This window comes from Pantoea endophytica (assembly GCF_002858935.1).
GTDB lineage: Bacteria > Pseudomonadota > Gammaproteobacteria > Enterobacterales > Enterobacteriaceae > Pantoea > Pantoea leporis.
Genome location: NZ_PJRT01000001.1, coordinates 102,179 through 119,358, shown reverse-complemented (window position 1 = coordinate 119,358; position 17,180 = coordinate 102,179). Strand labels below are relative to the sequence as shown.

The following is a 17,180-nucleotide window of genomic DNA, read 5'->3' as shown; positions in this document are numbered from 1 at the left end:
TGAGTGGTTGTTATGCCTGAATTACCGTTACAGCTCAACAGCCTGGATGTAAATGCGGATAAATATCAGGCAGGCCGAAGCCTGCCTGCAGGATTACTTTTCTTGCGGGAAGATCAGGTTCAGCACGATGGCGGTAATACCACCGGCCGCAATGCCAGATGAAAGCAGGGTTTTCAGCCAGTCCGGGGCAAATTGCAGAATCAGCGGCTGCTGAGAAACGCCCAAACCTACCGCCAGCGACAGCGCGATAATCATGATGGCACGACGATTCAGCGGTTCACGCGAAACGATGCGCACGCCAGATGCGGCGATGGTACCAAACATCACAATGGTGGCACCGCCCAGCACCGGTTCTGGAATATGCTGCACAAAACCACTCACGGCTGGGAACAGGCCAAGCACGATCAGCATCAGCGCCACGACAAAGCCCACATAGCGGCTGGCAACGCCGGTAAGCTGAATCACGCCGTTGTTCTGGCCAAAACAGGAATTCGGGAAGGTGTTGAACAGCGCTGAGACAAAGGAGTTAAGACCGTTGGCCAACACGCCGCCTTTCAGACGCTTCATATACAGCGGGCCACTTACCGGCTGCTCGGAAACATCAGAAGTCGCGGTGATGTCGCCGATGGTTTCCAGCGAGGTCACCATAAACACCAACATCAGCGGGATCAGCAGATTCCAGTCAAAGCCCAGGCCGTAGTAGAGCGGCGATGGCACGGCAATCAGCGGCTGATCGGCTGGCGTGCTGGTGGCGGGCAGCATATCCAGCGCCCAGGCCAGCGCATAACCTACCGCCATCGCGATCACCAGCGAAGCCACGCGCAGATAAGCATTACGCTGACGATTAAGCAGGATAATCACCACCAATACCGAAGCCGCCAGCAACAAGTTTTTCGGAGCGCCAAACGTGTGATCGCTCATCGCCGCAAAGCCACCGCCGATGGAGGTCAAACCGACCTGAATCAGCGACAGGCCAATAATCATCACCACAATGCCGGAAACCAGCGGCGTAATGATGCGGCGCGCCAGGTGCAACACGCGTGACAGCACCATTTCGGTACAAGACGCCACCATCAGCGTGCCAAACAGCGCCGCCATCATGGTCGGCACATCAACGCCACCATTTTTCAGCGCCATGCCGCCCATGATCAGCGGCGTCACGAAGTTAAAGCTGGTGCCCTGAATCGACAACAGGCCAGAGCCCACGGGTCCCCAGGTTTTGATTTGCAGAATGGATGCCACGCCCGAGGCAAACAGCGACATGCTGATGATGTGTTGCGTGTCCTGTGCCGGTAAACCCAGCGCCTGGCAAATCAGCAGCGCAGGCGTAATCACCGCGACAAACATCGCCAGCAAATGCTGACAGGCAGCAAACAAGGTTTGCGGTAACGGTGGACGGTCTTCGAGGCGGTAAATCAGTTCACTTTTCGGGCTTGCAGCGCTGGCAGGCTGGCGAGTTTCAGCGGTGTTGACGGACATGGTGGACGTTCTCAATTACAACAAAGGGGCGATTTTAAACGGTTGCGTTGTGAAAGCAATCGTTTGCAATGCCCCTTTTTACTTCCGTTGATCTAAAGCGTAAACACCGTACGGCAACGGCTGTCATCTTCCTGCCACGCCAGCGCGACGTCACTCAGCGAGCGCATCTGGAAGGCGATCGAAAAATCGCTCTCGGCGGCGGCCGTCAGCATTTCGCCGATGCAGGCGATCAACTCTTTATCCGACACGCTGCCGAGGCCGCTGCCCATTAATGTCAGCCCGGACGAGCGCAGCAGTTTGCTGTGCAGGGTAATTTCCTGTCCGCTTAAGGAACCGATTTGCACAAAGCGTACCGTTTTCTCTCCGCCCGCTACGGCGGCGTGCATGATATCGAGTGCGCTCTGGCCCCACAGATAATCGAGTACCACATCAACACCTTCTTTCATCAACGCCGGTAACGCGTCCGGCAATTCATCCAGCGTGAAAGTGAGGTCGGCGCCCTGCGCGCGCAGTTGATCCAGCGCGGCGCGATTACGACCAGTGGCGATAATTTTTCCTGCACCCAGATGCTGTGCGATACGCACCGCTAAACCGCCCGACGTGCCGGTTGCGCCATTGATCAATACGGTTTCACCGGCACGCAGCTGGGCGCGTCGGGTTAATGCCGCCCAGGATGACATGCCCGGATTCGCCAGCGCAGCGGCCAGCACCGGATCCAATTTTGCCGGCAACGAAACGATGCTGTCGGCGGGCACTAAGGTTCTCTCCGCCATGCTGCCCCAAGGTGCATTAAAGGCAAGGAAGTAAACCGGATCGCCATTACTCAGCGTGCCGGTACCATCAATGCCGGTAATAAAGGGATAGTGCGCGGCCGCGCTGTAATGCGTTCCGGCGGCGCGTGCTTTTGCCAGCTGGCTAACGGCGGCGGCTTTCACTGTTACCACCACATGGCTTTCACCAGCCTGCGGTTCAGGAAAATCACCGTAAACGGGCAGTTCACCTGCCGCGGAAACTATCGCTGCTTTCATGCTTTCACCTTCAGTTAAGTGGGAACTATGTGTAATATGCACACATTAGGCTTACCTCAGGATAACGTCAATGAAAAGTGTGCAAAATACACATAATTGTGCTGCATTTGATGATCTGCACAATGCGCTGCTGATGATTGTAGGAACTTTCAATCGTCCACAACGTGATGAATTATTGATAAAAGAGTCAAATATTAAGCTCGATCGTGCGCTGTTTCCGCTACTGATTCAAATCGGTCGCTTCGGGCCAATTGGCGTGGTGGAGCTGGCGGAGCGGGCCGGACGCGATTACACCACCGTCAGTCGTCAGGTGGCGAAGCTGGAGGAGTTAGGGCTGGCGCAGCGCCAGAAAAATGCCAAAGACAAACGGGTGAATGAAGCGGTGATCACTGCGGCAGGTAAAGCGATGACTGACAAAATCGATGCGGCGCGCGCGCAAATTTATCAGAACCTGTTTGCCAGCTGGCCGGATGAAGAGCGCGCCGAGCTGGCGCGTCTGCTGCAGAAATTTGCTGGGGATTTTATTGCCATCGATAAAAGCAAGACGGCGGATTAAGCGTTACTGTAGCGCTCGGTTTCCGGCAGCCAGCGCTCAATCAGTGCCTGCGCCTGCTCTGGATAGTGCTGGTGGATATGACGCGCCACGCGCTGAACTTCGGGAATCATGCCCTGATCGCGCAGCAAATCCGCCACTTTAAACTCGGCGTTGCCGGTTTGACGTGTGCCGAGCATTTCACCCGGACCGCGAATCTCCAGATCGTGCTGAGCAATCACGAAGCCGTCGTTGCTATCGCGCAGCACCTGCAACCGCTTCTGCGCGGTTTTGCTGAGCGGCGCTTTGTACAACAACACGCAGTGTGAAGCGACAGCACCACGCCCAACGCGGCCGCGCAGCTGATGTAACTGAGCCAAACCGAGACGTTCCGGGTTTTCGATAATCATCAGGCTGGCGTTCGGCACATCCACGCCCACTTCGATCACCGTGGTGGCGATCAGCAGCTGGATTTCATTGGCCTTAAACGCCGCCATCACCGCCTGCTTTTCGGCAGGCTTCATGCGGCCGTGTACCAGGCCAACCTGCAAATCGGGCAGCGCCACTTTCAGCTCTTCCCAGGTTGCTTCTGCCGCCTGCGCTTCCAGCACTTCCGACTCTTCAATCAGCGTACATACCCAATAAGCCTGACGTCCTTCGTGACAGGCGCTTTGCACGCGCGTGATGATCTCACTGCGGCGGCTATCGGGAATCGCCACCGTGGTCACCGGCGTACGACCTGGCGGTAATTCGTCGATGGTGGAGGTATCGAGATCGGCGTAAGCCGTCATCGCCAGCGTGCGCGGAATCGGCGTAGCGGTCATGATCAGCTGATGCGGATGGAAACCTTGTTCCTCGCCTTTTTCCCACAGCGCTAAGCGCTGGTGCACGCCAAAGCGATGCTGCTCATCAATGATCACCAGCGCCATGCCGTTGAATTTCACCTGTTCCTGGAACAGCGCGTGGGTGCCGACCACCATCGCGACCTGACCGCTGGCAATGGCTTCCTGCTGCGCTTCGCGCGCTTTGCCTTTCTGCTTGCCCGCCAGCCAGCCCACTTCAATTCCCAGCGGTGCAAACCACTGGCGGAAGTTGTTGGCATGCTGCTCGGCCAGCAGCTCGGTCGGTGCCATCAGCGCTACCTGTTTGCCGTGTGCGATGACGTTCAGTGCCGCCAGTGCGGCTACCAGCGTTTTACCGGAGCCGACATCGCCCTGCACCAAACGCATCATCGGAAAATCGTTGGCCAAATCCTTTTCAATTTCTGCCACCACACGCTGTTGCGCACCGGTTGGCGAGAAGGGCAGCGCCGCCAGAAGCTGATCAACCAGCTCGTGGCGCGCCGTCATCGGCAATGCATGATGGCGCTGCGCACCGGCGCGTACTGCTAGCATGCTGAGGTTATGCGCCAGTAGCTCTTCCAGAATTAAGCGTTTCTGTGCCGGATGGCGGCCCGTCTCCAGCTCAGTTAAACGTAGATCCGGCGGTGGACGATGCAGCGTGCGTAGTGCATCCGGCAGGCTAATCAGCCCGCCGCTCAGCTCGGATGGTAGCAGCTCGGCAATTGGGCAGCTCTCCAGCAACGTCAACGCCTGATCGGTGAGATTGCGCAGTGTCGCCTGGCGAATGCCTTCGGTAGTGGGATAAACCGGCGTCAGGGTTTCCTGCAGCTCAACGCCGCCTTGTTCGCCCTGCACGCGAAACTCGGGATGAATGATTTCAGCACCGCGCTGACCGCGCTTAATCTCGCCGTAAGCGGTAACGCGACGGCCCGGCGCCAGGCTGTTTTTCATCCCGGCATTGAAATTGAAGAAACGCATGGTAAGCATGCCGCTGCCATCGCTGATGTGGCACACCAACATGCGGCGGCGACCGAAAGTGATTTCGCTGCTCAGCACTTCACCTTCCACCGTGGCATAAACGCCGGGCAGCAGGTCATTGATTTTATACAGTTGGGTGCGATCTTCGTAACGCAGTGGCAGATGCAGCAGTAGATCCTGAATGGTGAACAGGCCAAGTTTGGCCAGCTTGCCCGCCTGACTGGCGCCGACGCCGGTCAGGGTACTGAGCGGGATGGCATCCAGCAGACGGCCTTTCATTTTCTACCTGTAGATTGCATGGTGGCCCACCACTCGGCGTCGGCTTCTACTTCGCCCTGACCATTGATGTGCGGATACGGCAGGCCTTTCTGCTTGGCGACGCGTGCCAGCACCGGGTAACCGCCTTCGAATAGCAAACGCTGCTGCTCATCTTCATCCAGCAGGCTATAGGTGCGCTGATACATGCCGGCATTCTGTCGCTGACGTTGCGCTTCATACAAAATCAGCGCGGAAGCCACTGAAACATTGAGCGACTGCACCATGCCCACCATCGGCACAACGATGTCCTGATCGGCCAGCGCCAGCGCTTCAGCGGTAATACCGGTTTTTTCCTGACCCATCAGAATGCAGGTCGGTTTGGTGTAATCGATGTCGCGAAAATCTACCGCTTTGGCGGACAGATTGGTCGCCAGCACCTGCATGCCTTCATCCTTCAGATGACGCACTGCATCTGCAATATGCTGATGCGTTTTAACCTTCACCCAACTGTTGCTGCCGGCCGAAGCGGAAACCATGGTGCGCATACGCACGCTTGGCCAGACGGCGTGCACTTCATGAATGCCCACCGCATCGGCGGTACGGATCACTGCCGAGACGTTATGCGGTTTATGCACCTGTTCCATGCAAACGGTAAGATCGTGCTGGCGCAGGGCCAGCATCTCCTGAATTCGGGCAAAACGTTGAGCGTTCATGGGCTAGTTACGGTTGCGGTGAACTTTGATCACGTCCGGCATTACGCGGATTTTGCGCATAATATTCGCCAGATGGACGCGATCGTTCGCGGTGAGGCGGATAAAGGCGCTATACACGCGACCATCACGCTCTTCGGTATTCAGGCTCTGAATATTGGAACTGGCAGTGTTGATTGCCGCGGTCAGATTCGCCAGTGCGCCCTGATGATTGAACATGTCGACTTTAATCTCTGCGACAAATTCCTGGTCGGTCACTTTATCCCACTCAACCGGCATGAACTTTTCAGGCTCTTTTTGGTAGCCACGGATGTTACGGCAGGATTCGTGATGCACCACCAAACCTTTGCCGGGACTAACGTGCGCCACAATCGGGTCACCAGGAATTGGACGGCAGCATTTGGCAAAGGTAATCAGCACGCCATCCGCGCCTTTGATCGGCAGCTTTTTGCGTTTGCTGTTGCTCTGCGGCTCTTCACTGCCTGACTGCAGCAAGTTCTTTGCCACCACCACGCTCATGGCGTTGCCCAGGCCGATTTCTGCCAGCAAATCATCGATGGCGGTCAGCTTCATGCGCTCAAGTTCGTGCTGAATGTTCTCAACCGGAATCTCTGCCAGCTTCTTGCTGCCGCCGAGCGCGTGGCTCAACAGGCGACGACCCAGGTTGACGGAGTCTTCACGCTTGAGGTTTTTCAGCAGCTGACGGATTTTGGCGCGCGCTTTCGAGCTGACGACAAAATTGAGCCAGGCAGCGTTCGGGCGAGCACCCGGCGCGGTGATGATTTCAATGGTTTGACCGCTGGTCAGCGATTGTGACAGCGGGTAAGGCTGGCGATCGACGCGAGCGCCGACGCAGGCATGACCGATATCGGTATGCACCGCATAGGCGAAATCGACCGGCGTGGCGCCAGCCGGCAATTCGACGATGCGGCCTTCCGGCGTGAACACGTAGATCTCATCCGGGAAGAGATCGGATTTCACGCTTTCGATAAATTCGAACGAGCTACCGGCGCTTTGCTGCAGCTCCAGCAGGCTTTGTAGCCAGCGTTGAGCACGAATCTGCGCGGTGGTGCCGCTGACTTCGCCGCTCTCTTTATACGCCCAGTGTGCTGCCACACCCATTTCTGCCATCTGATCCATATCTTCAGTACGGATCTGCACTTCAACCGGCACGCCGTGCGGGCCGATCATTGAAGTATGCAGCGATTGATAGCCGTTGGCCTTGGGAATGGCGATGTAATCTTTTACGCGTCCGGGACGCGGTTTGTACAAGCTATGCATCTGTCCGAGCACGCGATAACAGGTATCCAGATCTTTCACGATGACGCGGAAAGCGTAGATATCCATGATCGAGTGAAAACGCTGCTCTTTCAGGTGCATTTTGCGGTAGATCGAGTAGAGATGTTTTTCGCGTCCACTTACGCGGCAGGGAATACCTGCTTCCTGTAAGCGACCGTCGATTTCAGCAAGGATCTTCTGAATCATCTCTTTACGGTTACCGCGCGCCGCTTTCACCACCTCTTTAATCACGCGGAAACGGTTCGGGTAGAGCGCTTCAAAGCCGAGCTCTTCCAGTTCTGTTTTCAGGTGATGAATACCAAGGCGGTGCGCCAGAGGACTGTAAATCTCCAGCGTTTCCAGCGCGATACGGCGTTTTTTATCCGGACGTAATGCGCCGAGCGTGCGCATGTTGTGCGTGCGGTCAGCCAGTTTGATCAAGATGACGCGGATATCCTGCACCATCGCCATGATCATTTTGCGGAAGTTTTCAGCCTGCGCTTCTTTCTTGTCGCGGAACTTCAGCTTATCGAGCTTGGATACACCTTCTACCAGTTCGGCAACGCTTTTACCAAACAGCTGTTCCATATCCTGGTAAGTGGCGGGCGTATCTTCGATCACATCATGCAGCAGCGCCGCCATTAGCGTTTCGTGGTCGAGTTTCATCTCGGCCAGAATGCAGGCTACAGCAACAGGATGGGTGATATAAGGCTCGCCGCTGGAGCGTGTTTGACCCTCGTGGGCATCACGCGCGACTAGATAAGCTTGCTTGAGGCGCTTAATTTGCTCCTCAGGCAAGTATTTTTCAATCAGTTGATTGAGGCTTTCAAACAGATACAAGGGCGACCTGCGAAGTGCTGTTAACGACGACCTTCAGCGATAGCGGTAACGGCTTGTAACTCAGCGGCTTCCTGCTCATGCTGTTCCTGACGATCACGGACATCCAGAATCTGGGTAGTGATCAAACCTTCTTCGATTTCGCGCAGGGCGATAACGGTTGGCTTATCGTTCTCTTCCGGAACCAGCGCATCTTTACCGCCTACCTGCATCTGACGTGCACGACGTGCAGCGACCAACACCAGGTCAAAACGGTTACCAACTTTCTCTACTGCGTCCTGAACGGTTACGCGTGCCATAGGTGTGCTACTCCACAGATGATGAAGAAATGACTGGGCATAATACTGAAAGTGAATTCAGACTGCCAATAGTTTGCTGATTAAAGCATCATGTCGCGATTTTTGGCGACCCATACGCAGACGTTCTGCGCGAATAATGGTTTTCAGATCTGACAGCGCCAGATCGAAATCATCATTAACAATTAAATAGTCATACTCGGCGTAGTGGCTCATTTCCGCCACGGCCTGTTGCATACGACGGGCAATCACCTCTTCGCTGTCCTGACCGCGGCCACGCAGGCGACGATCCAACTCTTCGGTAGAAGGCGGCAGCACAAAGATGCTGCGTGCAGCAGGCATTTTCTGGCGAATTTGCTGCGCACCTTGCCAGTCGATATCCAGGAAGACGTCCACGCCGGTCGCCAGCACCTGCTCAATCGCAGCGCGTGACGTACCGTAATAATTGCCAAACACTTCCGCATGTTCGAGGAAGTCGTCTGTTGCAATCATGGTCTCGAATTCGGATTTAGAGACGAAAAAGTAGTGCTCACCATGAGCTTCACCGGGACGCACGCCACGGGTGGTATGAGAAATAGACACCTGCGTATCGTACAGCGGTTGTGTCTTTAACAGCGCCTGAATCAGGCTGGATTTACCCGCGCCGCTGGGGGCGGAAACTATATAAAGCGTGCCTTGAGCCATGGTTATCTTGAATTGAGTAAAGAGCGGAGTCGATTTCCTGCACAGTATACACGGCTTGGGGTGGTCACGCAGCGTTTGCCGCTTGGCTGAGGCAATTCTTTTTTCTGTGAAGCCGCGCCAGAGGCTGATGTAGCAGGCTGCAACAGCAATTTAATCTCTGGAATCAGCATCCAGCGCGCAATCTTCATGGCTGGTAAAGGCCTGCGCTGCGCGCTCCAATAGCGAAAAAGGAGAGCGAAGATGAAAGGATGCCTGAGTCTATTGTGTTGCTTATTCAGTATAGGTTGCTGGGCCGAAGCGCTCTGCCCGAATTGGTCGCCGGTGCGCGCGGGGCAGGAAATCACACAGCTGCAAACCCAGCTACGACAGTGGGATGACGCGTATTACCGGCAGGGCACAAATCTGGTGACCGATGCCGATTACGACAGCCTGCAACAGCGATTACAGCAGTGGCAGCGCTGTTTCACGCCGGCGTACGCCACCTACGATGCACAACTCACCACCGACGGCAGTACGCATCATCCGGTGGCGCATACCGGCGTGCGCAAACTGCGCGATAAGCTGGCAGTGGCGTACTGGATGCAGGACAAATCTGCGCTATGGCTGCAGCCGAAAGTCGATGGCGTCGCCGTTACTTTGGTATATCGACAGGGTAAGTTGGCCTCATTGATCAGTCGCGGTGATGGTTTACGTGGCGAAGAGTGGCTGGCCAAATCCGCACATATTCCCTCCATCCCGCAGCGGCTTGATACCTTGCGTGAGGAAGTGGTGCTGCAAGGTGAGCTGTTTCTGCAAATGACCGATCATCAACAGGCGCGTGACGGCGGCAAGAACGCGCGCGCTCAGGTGGCGGGAGCGATGATGCGCCACGACACCAGCCCGCTGCTTGAGCGCCTTGGCGTATTTATCTGGGCGTGGCCGGATGGACCCAATTCGATGCCCGATCGTCTGGCGCAGCTCACACAATGGGGATTTGGGCTGGTGCAGAGCTGGAGCCGTCAGGTGAGTAATGAAGAAGAGGTCGCGTTATGGCGCGATCGCTGGTTCCGCGAATCGCTGCCGTTTGTCACCGATGGCGTGGTAATTCATCAATCACCCGTCAGTGCAGGGCGCGATTGGCAGCCCGGCCTGGGCAGTTGGTCAGCGGCATGGAAGTATCAACCAGCAGAAGTCAGCAGCGAAGTGCTGTCAGTGGATTTCAATGTGGGCCGCACGGGCAAGATCGCCGTGGTGCTAAATCTGATACCGGTGCAACTGGAGGACAAAACGGTACGCCGGGTAAACATTGGTTCCCTGCGACGCTGGCGGGAACTGGATGTGATCGCGGGTGATGAGGTGACGCTCACGCTGGCGGGATTAGGCATTCCGCGACTGGAGCGCGTGATTTGGCGTGTGGCGCAGCGCGATTATCCAGCGTCGCCACAGGAGGGCGAATTCCACGGCTTAACCTGTCTGCACTTTAGCGCCGACTGCCGGGCGCAGTTTTTATCTCGCCTTAGCTGGCTCAGCCAGAAGTCGGTACTCGATATTGCGGGCGTTCAGCGCAGCAGCTGGCAGCGCCTGCTGGATAGCGGTGCTATCAGCCATCTCTTTTCCTGGCTGACACTGACGCCGGATCAGATTGCGCAGGCTAATGGCATCACGCCGGCTCGCGCGCAACTTATCTGGCACCGCTTTAACCTGACGCGTGAGCAGCCGCTGCGACGCTGGGTGAGTGCGCTTGGCTTGCCGTTGCCGCGTGCAGCGTTACAGGCTTTACCGGATGCGCAGTGGTCGCAGTTGCTGGCGCGAACGGCGGAAAGCTGGCAGCAGCTGCCCGGTATCGGTAGCGTGTTAGCACAACGGATTGTGATGATGCTGCAGGATGCGCACCTGCAGCAGTTGATTCACTTTCTGCAGCAGCAGGAGATTCCTGCAACTGATTCAATGTTCAGGATGGGGATAGTTGAAGATCGGCAAACCGAGGCGGAAACGCAGCGCCAGCAAGCGGGCGAAGAAGCCGAACAGTAGCGTGATGATCACCACCGCTTCATGCGCCAGCGGCGTTTTCAACAACAGGATATACATCCAGCCCGAGGCAAAAGCGATACCGGCATACAGCTCTTTCTGGAACACCAGCGGAATGCGGTTGCAGAACATATCGCGCAGCACTCCGCCGAATACGCCAGTGATCACGGCGGCGATGGCAGCAATGATGGAGGCGTGCCCGCTATCCAGTGCAACCTGGGCGCCAATAATCGAGAACACCACTAAACCCAGCGCATCCAGCACCAGAAACACTTTGCGCAGGTGCGTCATTAGCGGTGCAACAAAGGTGGTCACAACCGCAGCCGCAGCCACGATCATGATGTACTCCGGGTTTTTAACCCAACTGAGCGGATAGTGGCCCAGCAAAATGTCACGCACCGAACCGCCGCCAATGGCGGTGACCGAGGCGATGATGATCACGCCAAACAGGTCCATTTTACGACGTCCTGCCGCCAGCGCGCCGGTCATGGCTTCGGCTGTAATACCAATAATATAGAGAACGGTTAACAACATAGAGCACTCCAGTAAATTGGCGGCAAGGCTAAAGATTTCTCAGAGTGTAGACCACTGAGATTTTCTAAATAAAGCGTTATCGGATTAGGCTTTTTGATGGCGTGCATGCTAACAGGCTTAGCAGGCGGGATAAATCTGCAGTTATTGACCTTTTCGCATAAGTATAAATGATGCGAAGAGGGGCAGATCTTCTCTTCTTAAGTTCTAGCCAGTTTGTGTCGTACGTGATTACTGGCAATTGAAGCAGGCTTTCCGCTCTCAGGCATCACGTGTAGCAACTATTGGACAGGCATGAAAACTCGTAACGAAGACATCCTCTTTTTCTCCTCTGACAAACTGGCGGCGCTGGGGCTTGAGAGTCTTTTGTCCTCGTTACCTGTTGCGTGTCAGCTGCATGAGCTATGGTCTCTCAGCACGGTCATGGCGAAGTGCGAAAAGATGAAACCGCGTTTGCTGGTGTGTATCTTTCATGAAAATATGCCGCTAACCGGCACCTTAAAAGTGCTTTACGCCTTACAGCAGCAGTTTCCCACGATGCAAATCGTGGTGCTGACGCGGCGTTTGTTACCGCTGATGCATGCGCTCAGTCGTTACCTGCCTTCGCTGACGGTGTTGGACTTAAAATCATCTCGTCAGATACTTTCCAGCCGTCTCCTCACCAGCATCAACACTAATGCCCAAATTCAGTTAGTTGAAGGCGCGGATATTCTTCTGCCAGACAGGCAATTAAGGGTACTACTGATGATGGCGTGGGGTTACAGCATTGAGCACATCGGCATTCGCCTGGGCATCAGTCATAAAACAGTGAATGCACACAAACTCAATGCACTGGCGCGACTGCAGGTCAAAAGCAAGAATGATATGGCCGATCTCTACATGGTGATTGATGAGTTACGCATGATAGTGAGTTGGCTGCGCTTGCAGCGTAACGGCAAGTTAAGTGAACTCAGTTTTCAGTCACTGGAAGAGTTACTGGAAGCCTAAAAAGAAAAAAGCGTGCTGGCGACCAGCACGCGAACGCATCTTTTCAGATGCCCAGAGCCCACCATACAGACTTGTTTTTATTATCCGTTTCTTGCTCGCACGTTAGCGAAACTTTTCAGGCTAAAGCGGTATTCTGGCTGGAACCAGGAGCGACCGTAGTAGCAGTAAATCAGCATTCTGATGGATACCATGGCGAGGTAGCCCCAGATGGCGCACAGCACTGAAGGTGTCAGCCACACGGTAAACAGTGTGACGCTTAATCCCACCAGTACAGAAGATGTTTCCGCGAAAGCGATGCGTGAAAATTGGTTTTCCCGCTGTAATATGGCGCGATAATGTTGTCCCTGCGGAATAATAATGAAGATGACCGAAATCATTTCCAGCATTATTGCCATTTCGGGTTGATTCATTATTCGGCTAGAAATATCGCTACCAATAAACAGCGCGGCAAAAATAGCGAGTCCGCTTAATACATTCCCCCAATATAATATTGAGAGATCGCTATTGTTCAGGTTTTTAGTTCTGATAATGGTATTGCCAAATCCGCGATCGGCCAGTGTGTCAATAATCAATAACATTACAATAGCAATGGCGAGTAAATTTAACTCGTTTGCCTGGAGTATTTGTGCCAGAAGTGAAAGTTGTAAAACACCAATGCCGACGATTTTAATCGATGACAAAATTGACCATTTAGCGTTGGTCAGATTTTTTTCTCTTATCGCCATATTCTGCTCATTATGGTATATGTACCAGTGCAATTAAGGGGTTACTCTGGCCACAGGCCAAAGCACAGCTTACATCAATGCAGCGCATCCTGACGCAGCCCTGATATACCTTTCAGGTTTTGCCACGTAAAAATGCGTTCAATTAAATGATGTTCTGAATTTATTAAGATGACCCTGGCGTTTAATGATGTTGTTGTCTTAATGGTATCTCCTCCTGTGCGGAGGAAATCCGTAAGATCATTATAAAATCCCTTTGAGTTTATATATTCCCCGGCCAGCATCCGGCTGGCAATCTCAACAAATTCTTTTTCTGATAACAAAGGATAGGTTGAGCGATCCATGTTATTTCCCTGCTGTTGTTATTATGGTTACTGCTGTGTGTGAAATGAGTTATACCGTGTTTTAATTAATTTAACACCATCAGAAAACTCCTATAAATAGACCGCAGGAATAAATGGTTTCAGAATTTGCATCAGAATATATAAGGCGAGTGATTTACTATTTATTAGTGCTTTTCTTCATTCCATAGGGTTGAATGGATCAGTGATAAAGAAAAAAAGAAAAAACTTTGATAAATCAGAGGCACTCAGCATTTTTCTGCACATCCTCACCAGGAATTTTCCTGTTGAGGATGCTTAAGCCAGACTGGTGATTAACAGATAAATACGTGAAGGTTTGAGCAAAACAGTTAAACGCTACTGAGCAAAAAAGTAAGCGATTTTTATTGATTGATTCCAGCATGCGTTAAAGAAGCGATCTCTGCATAATCCATTGATTCTAATGAGTTAACAGATGAAGAAGCTGTTCCAGGTCGCGTTTTACCCATGCAACATCCTCGGCAAACTTCTCGTCAGACATGAATGCTTGACGATAAACCACCATCACCACTTCCGCACCTTGCTCATTGGCAATCACCCGCATCGGCATATAAATCTCTTTACCCGTTCCGGTATCAATCCAGTGATCCATCACGCCAAAGGGATTGTGTGGGGTAAAGCGAATCTTTACCGTTCCCTCGGGACCTTTGGCTTTCCAGCTGTTCCCTTCCTGCGTCAGCGTACTGGCGCTGAGTCCGCTCGCCCATTTTGCAAAGCATTCCGGTTTCCAGATGGTTTCATACAAATCTAACCAGTTGCGTGGAACCGTTAGTGTGACGGTCTGAGATGGCAGCATGGGACCTCCTGATGTGATACAGCCATTAAAGCACGCTGATACCGGGCTGCAAACGGCCCGGTCATGGAAGTGTGGGTCAGCAGCGGTTTCCGTGAAAACGCTGTAATCAGATAAACTTGCCGCGTCCCTGAATAGCCTGTTCTTCACCCGTACCATTAGCATGGCGCAGCACGAAGCGATCGGACTGCGCAACTACCGCGCAGCTGTGATTAGGGAAGATGCGTAGCAGCGCGCCAACGGCGGGTGCCTGTTCAGCATATTGCAGGAAACCATGCTCCTCCGACAGCTTCAACACTTCATAATGATTGCCTTGCTCATCGACGGCGATACCAAATCCGCTGGCATTGGTGCCGTGCGGCCCTTTGTCAGAGCTAAGCATTTTGGAACCGGCATCAATAATGGCGAAGTGCGGATTGACCGCTACCACGCGCGTTACCACGCTCAGCGCCAACGCCTCTGGCGTGCAAAGACCTAAACGCCATGCGGTAAGATCGAGCAGCGCATAATTGCCGGGGCGGATTTCATCGCTGCCCTGCGCGACGGGTGCCGCCAATGCCGTTGGCGTTGAACCGACTGAAATCGGGCAGTGCGCAAAACCAGCGGCAATCAGGCGCTGCTGCAGATCACGCATCAATGTGATTTCCTGCAGAGCAACGTCGGCAATCGCTGCGGCATTGCCTGCGCCATAAGCGTGACCGGCATGAGAAACCAGCCCGGCAAACGTGAGGCCCGCACCCAGTATCTGCTGCGCCAGCGTAACGGCGGCATCGCCGTGCGGATCAACACCGATGCGATGTAATCCCACATCCACTTTGATGGCTAACGCCAGCTGGCAATCGAGCTGGCGCTGATGTGCAGCCGCTATTGCCGCCACGCCATGCGTGCAATCCGCAATGCAGGTAATGCGCGCCTGATGTTGTGCGGCCACCGCCAAAAATTCTTTCAGCGTTTCGGCATGCACTACGGGGTAAGCCAGTAGCAGATCGCGTTCGCCACCGAGAATAAAAGCGATGCCTTCACTCGGTTTAGATACGGTAATGCCGCGCGCGCCGAGCATGCGCTGCTGCTCAGCAATCCAGACACTTTTATGGGTTTTGATATGAGGACGTAGCGTGACGCCAGCGGCATCGGCTTTTTGCTGCATCTGTTGCAGGTTGCGTTGCAGGCGCGCTGCATCAATTTCGAGGTAAGGTGTGAGTCGATCGGCAATCAGAGGCCGCAACCAACCAGCCTCAATATTCTGTTCCATCATAATAGTCCGCAGGTGATTACACAGTGCGGACTATGATTCATCAATGCACGGTAGAATGCCAGCCGACAAAATCGGCACATTCCAGCTCAGGGCCGCCATTGATGGTGACTTTTTAAACTTTAAAGTTGGAGCTCTGGAATTCGCCGCCCAAATCTTCTATCAAAACCACTGCAAGGTTAATCTGCTGCGCCTTCAGCGCCACCAGTTTCTGGTCGGATTCGATCAGCTGATTTTGGATTGTCAGCACATCAAGATAAGGACGCAGGCCCGCTGCGTATTCACGATGCAAATCATCCCACGCGCTGTGAATCAGCTGGTTAGCGCTTTCCTGTTGCGCCAGCTGATCCTGAATCGACTGCAACTGAGTAATGGTGTCGCTGATATTGCCCAGTGAACTAATCAGCAATTTGTTGTACTGCGCTACCGCCAGATCGTAATCGGCGTCGTTCTCTGCTAAATCGGCGCGACGTTTGCCCGCGTCAAAGATCGGCAATGACAAACTCGGTCCCACATTAAAGAAGCGGCTTGGCGCACCAAAGAAGGCATCGCCGAGCAGTGATTTGGTGCCGGCTTCGGCCACCAAATTGATGTTGGGATAGAACTCGGTTTTGCTGGCGGCGATCTGTTTTGATGCCGCTTCAACGCGCCAGCGCGCGGCCACCACATCCGGACGACGACCCAGCAGTTCGGCCGGAATGGCGTTTGGCAGCATGGCGGCGACCGGCACATTCATCTGCGCCGGTTTTAGCTGGTGCCAGTAATCCGGGCCTTTACCTATCAGCGTCGAAAGCTGAATACCGGCATCGGTGACTTGCTGTTGAGCTTGCGTCAATTCGGCTCGCGCGGTTTTCTGCTGCGACAGCGCCTGCTTATATTGGTAATCGGAAGTGAGGCCAGCGCTGACATATTGCTGCTGAATTTTGGCGATACCCGCCGCACGCCCGGCATTCTGCTGCGCCAGTTCGGCATTATTCCAGGCGAGATTAAGGTTGTTCCACGCTCGCGTCACGTTCGCGGCCAGCGTTAACTGACTGGCCTGACGATCCAACTCGCTGGCACGTGCTTGCCCCAATGCGGCTTCAGCGGCATCTTTTTTGCCGCCCCATAAATCGAAGGTGTAGCTCAAGCCAACGTTAGCGGTGCGCAGCGTGCTATAGCTTTTCCCCTCCAGCAGCGGATCATCCACTTTTGCCACACGCGAGCGCGTAATGCCCGCGTTGAGATCGACAACCGGATAGCGTTCGGCATCGGCGGCAATCACTTGTGCATTGGCTTTATCCGCTTGCGCGTTGACTACCTGCAAATCCGGGCTGGATGCCATCGCATCATCAATCATTCGATTGAGTTGAGCATCGTTAAAACCTTGCCACCATGCGCTTTTTGGCCAATTCGCGGCGCTGAAATGCGCGTTTTTCAGGGATTGACTGGCTTGCAGAGCGTTAGCATCAAGCAGCGTGTTTTTGGGGTGTAAGCCGTATGGATTGGCACAACTGGCCAGCAGCGCAGTGGCAACGGCCAGCGCGAGAAATTTGCAGTGAAAGTGCTGTGTCATGGTTCTGGTCAAAGAGAGGTGAAGGCGACCA

Annotated in this window: 16 protein-coding genes; 3 read left to right on the top strand and 13 right to left on the bottom strand. The window is 54.2% G+C overall.

What is annotated here, in order from left to right:
• Window positions 1–93: 93 nt before the first annotated feature.
• Both PZBJ_RS00565 and PZBJ_RS00560 read right to left on the bottom strand, forming a co-directional pair.
• Entirely contained in the window at window positions 94–1,479 is a 1,386-nt protein-coding gene (locus PZBJ_RS00565) for a nucleobase:cation symporter-2 family protein (RefSeq protein WP_008109781.1), read from the bottom strand.
• Window positions 1,480–1,571: 92 nt separating this feature from the next.
• Window positions 1,572–2,507, bottom strand: a complete 936-nt coding sequence (locus tag PZBJ_RS00560) for a quinone oxidoreductase family protein (RefSeq protein WP_101760713.1) — start codon at window positions 2,505–2,507, stop codon at window positions 1,572–1,574.
• Between the two features lie 70 nt (window positions 2,508–2,577).
• Here PZBJ_RS00560 and PZBJ_RS00555 point away from each other — a divergent pair, with 70 nt between their 5' ends.
• Window positions 2,578–3,063, top strand: a complete 486-nt coding sequence (locus PZBJ_RS00555; RefSeq protein WP_101760712.1) for a MarR family winged helix-turn-helix transcriptional regulator — start codon at window positions 2,578–2,580, stop codon at window positions 3,061–3,063.
• On the opposite strand, the gene recG is transcribed toward PZBJ_RS00555, so the two are convergent.
• The 5 genes from recG to gmk are packed head-to-tail and all read right to left on the bottom strand — an operon-like array spanning window position 3,060 to window position 8,922.
• Window positions 3,060–5,138 (bottom strand): ATP-dependent DNA helicase RecG, encoded by a 2,079-nt coding sequence (gene recG, locus PZBJ_RS00550; protein ID WP_101760711.1) that lies wholly within the window; start codon window positions 5,136–5,138, stop codon window positions 3,060–3,062. The genes PZBJ_RS00555 and recG overlap by 4 nt on opposite strands.
• On the bottom strand, window positions 5,135–5,830 hold the full coding sequence (gene trmH / locus PZBJ_RS00545; protein WP_101760710.1) for a tRNA (guanosine(18)-2'-O)-methyltransferase TrmH: 696 nt from the start codon (window positions 5,828–5,830) through the stop codon (window positions 5,135–5,137). Before trmH ends, recG begins: the two co-directional genes overlap by 4 nt.
• 3 nt (window positions 5,831–5,833) lie before the next feature.
• Window positions 5,834–7,945: a bifunctional GTP diphosphokinase/guanosine-3',5'-bis pyrophosphate 3'-pyrophosphohydrolase gene (gene spoT, locus PZBJ_RS00540; RefSeq protein ID WP_101760709.1), complete on the bottom strand. Its 2,112-nt coding sequence runs from the start codon at window positions 7,943–7,945 to the stop codon at window positions 5,834–5,836.
• A gap of 20 nt (window positions 7,946–7,965) precedes the next feature.
• Window positions 7,966–8,241, bottom strand: coding sequence for a DNA-directed RNA polymerase subunit omega (gene rpoZ, locus PZBJ_RS00535; protein ID WP_007885265.1), 276 nt, complete (start codon window positions 8,239–8,241; stop codon window positions 7,966–7,968).
• 57 nt (window positions 8,242–8,298) lie between these two features.
• Window positions 8,299–8,922 (bottom strand): guanylate kinase, encoded by a 624-nt coding sequence (gene gmk, locus PZBJ_RS00530; RefSeq protein WP_008109768.1) that lies wholly within the window; start codon window positions 8,920–8,922, stop codon window positions 8,299–8,301.
• A 240-nt stretch (window positions 8,923–9,162) separates the two neighbouring features.
• On the opposite strand from gmk, the gene ligB reads away from it, so the two are divergent.
• Entirely contained in the window at window positions 9,163–10,932 is a 1,770-nt protein-coding gene (ligB, locus tag PZBJ_RS00525) for an NAD-dependent DNA ligase LigB (RefSeq protein WP_101760708.1), read from the top strand.
• On the opposite strand, the gene PZBJ_RS00520 is transcribed toward ligB, so the two are convergent.
• On the bottom strand, window positions 10,846–11,463 hold the full coding sequence (locus tag PZBJ_RS00520; RefSeq protein WP_008109765.1) for a trimeric intracellular cation channel family protein: 618 nt from the start codon (window positions 11,461–11,463) through the stop codon (window positions 10,846–10,848). The two genes, ligB and PZBJ_RS00520, sit on opposite strands and share 87 nt — an antisense overlap.
• Window positions 11,464–11,754: 291 nt before the next feature.
• Here PZBJ_RS00520 and PZBJ_RS00515 point away from each other — a divergent pair, with 291 nt between their 5' ends.
• A complete protein-coding gene (locus tag PZBJ_RS00515) occupies window positions 11,755–12,447 on the top strand; it encodes a response regulator transcription factor (RefSeq protein ID WP_101760707.1) in 693 nt (230 codons plus the stop codon).
• Between the two features lie 80 nt (window positions 12,448–12,527).
• On the opposite strand, the gene PZBJ_RS00510 is transcribed toward PZBJ_RS00515, so the two are convergent.
• The 5 genes from PZBJ_RS00510 to PZBJ_RS00490 form a co-directional block, all read right to left on the bottom strand.
• Window positions 12,528–13,172, bottom strand: a complete 645-nt coding sequence (locus PZBJ_RS00510) for an oligosaccharide flippase family protein (protein ID WP_101760706.1) — start codon at window positions 13,170–13,172, stop codon at window positions 12,528–12,530.
• Window positions 13,173–13,246: 74 nt separating this feature from the next.
• Entirely contained in the window at window positions 13,247–13,513 is a 267-nt protein-coding gene (locus PZBJ_RS00505; protein WP_101760705.1) for a hypothetical protein, read from the bottom strand.
• Between the two features lie 436 nt (window positions 13,514–13,949).
• Window positions 13,950–14,345, bottom strand: a complete 396-nt coding sequence (locus PZBJ_RS00500) for a polyketide cyclase (RefSeq protein WP_101760704.1) — start codon at window positions 14,343–14,345, stop codon at window positions 13,950–13,952.
• A gap of 106 nt (window positions 14,346–14,451) precedes the next feature.
• Window positions 14,452–15,597: an alanine racemase gene (locus PZBJ_RS00495; protein ID WP_101760703.1), complete on the bottom strand. Its 1,146-nt coding sequence runs from the start codon at window positions 15,595–15,597 to the stop codon at window positions 14,452–14,454.
• Window positions 15,598–15,709: 112 nt separating this feature from the next.
• A complete protein-coding gene (locus PZBJ_RS00490) occupies window positions 15,710–17,149 on the bottom strand; it encodes an efflux transporter outer membrane subunit (protein WP_101760702.1) in 1,440 nt (479 codons plus the stop codon).
• Window positions 17,150–17,180: the final 31 nt, after the last annotated feature.

Bases quoted from the DNA above. Each gene is read 5' to 3' on its own strand.
- PZBJ_RS00565 (WP_008109781.1), bottom strand. From the start codon at position 1,479: ATGTCCGTCAACACCGCTGAAACTCGCCAGCCTGCCAGCGCTGCAAGC.
- PZBJ_RS00560 (WP_101760713.1), bottom strand. From the start codon at position 2,507: ATGAAAGCAGCGATAGTTTCCGCGGCAGGTGAACTGCCCGTTTACGGT.
- PZBJ_RS00555 (WP_101760712.1), top strand. From the start codon at position 2,578: ATGAAAAGTGTGCAAAATACACATAATTGTGCTGCATTTGATGATCTG.
- recG (WP_101760711.1), bottom strand. From the start codon at position 5,138: ATGAAAGGCCGTCTGCTGGATGCCATCCCGCTCAGTACCCTGACCGGC.
- trmH (WP_101760710.1), bottom strand. From the start codon at position 5,830: ATGAACGCTCAACGTTTTGCCCGAATTCAGGAGATGCTGGCCCTGCGC.
- rpoZ (WP_007885265.1), bottom strand. From the start codon at position 8,241: ATGGCACGCGTAACCGTTCAGGACGCAGTAGAGAAAGTTGGTAACCGT.
- gmk (WP_008109768.1), bottom strand. From the start codon at position 8,922: ATGGCTCAAGGCACGCTTTATATAGTTTCCGCCCCCAGCGGCGCGGGT.
- ligB (WP_101760708.1), top strand. From the start codon at position 9,163: ATGAAAGGATGCCTGAGTCTATTGTGTTGCTTATTCAGTATAGGTTGC.
- PZBJ_RS00520 (WP_008109765.1), bottom strand. From the start codon at position 11,463: ATGTTGTTAACCGTTCTCTATATTATTGGTATTACAGCCGAAGCCATG.
- PZBJ_RS00515 (WP_101760707.1), top strand. From the start codon at position 11,755: ATGAAAACTCGTAACGAAGACATCCTCTTTTTCTCCTCTGACAAACTG.
- PZBJ_RS00510 (WP_101760706.1), bottom strand. From the start codon at position 13,172: ATGGCGATAAGAGAAAAAAATCTGACCAACGCTAAATGGTCAATTTTG.
- PZBJ_RS00505 (WP_101760705.1), bottom strand. From the start codon at position 13,513: ATGGATCGCTCAACCTATCCTTTGTTATCAGAAAAAGAATTTGTTGAG.
- PZBJ_RS00500 (WP_101760704.1), bottom strand. From the start codon at position 14,345: ATGCTGCCATCTCAGACCGTCACACTAACGGTTCCACGCAACTGGTTA.
- PZBJ_RS00495 (WP_101760703.1), bottom strand. From the start codon at position 15,597: ATGATGGAACAGAATATTGAGGCTGGTTGGTTGCGGCCTCTGATTGCC.
- PZBJ_RS00490 (WP_101760702.1), bottom strand. From the start codon at position 17,149: ATGACACAGCACTTTCACTGCAAATTTCTCGCGCTGGCCGTTGCCACT.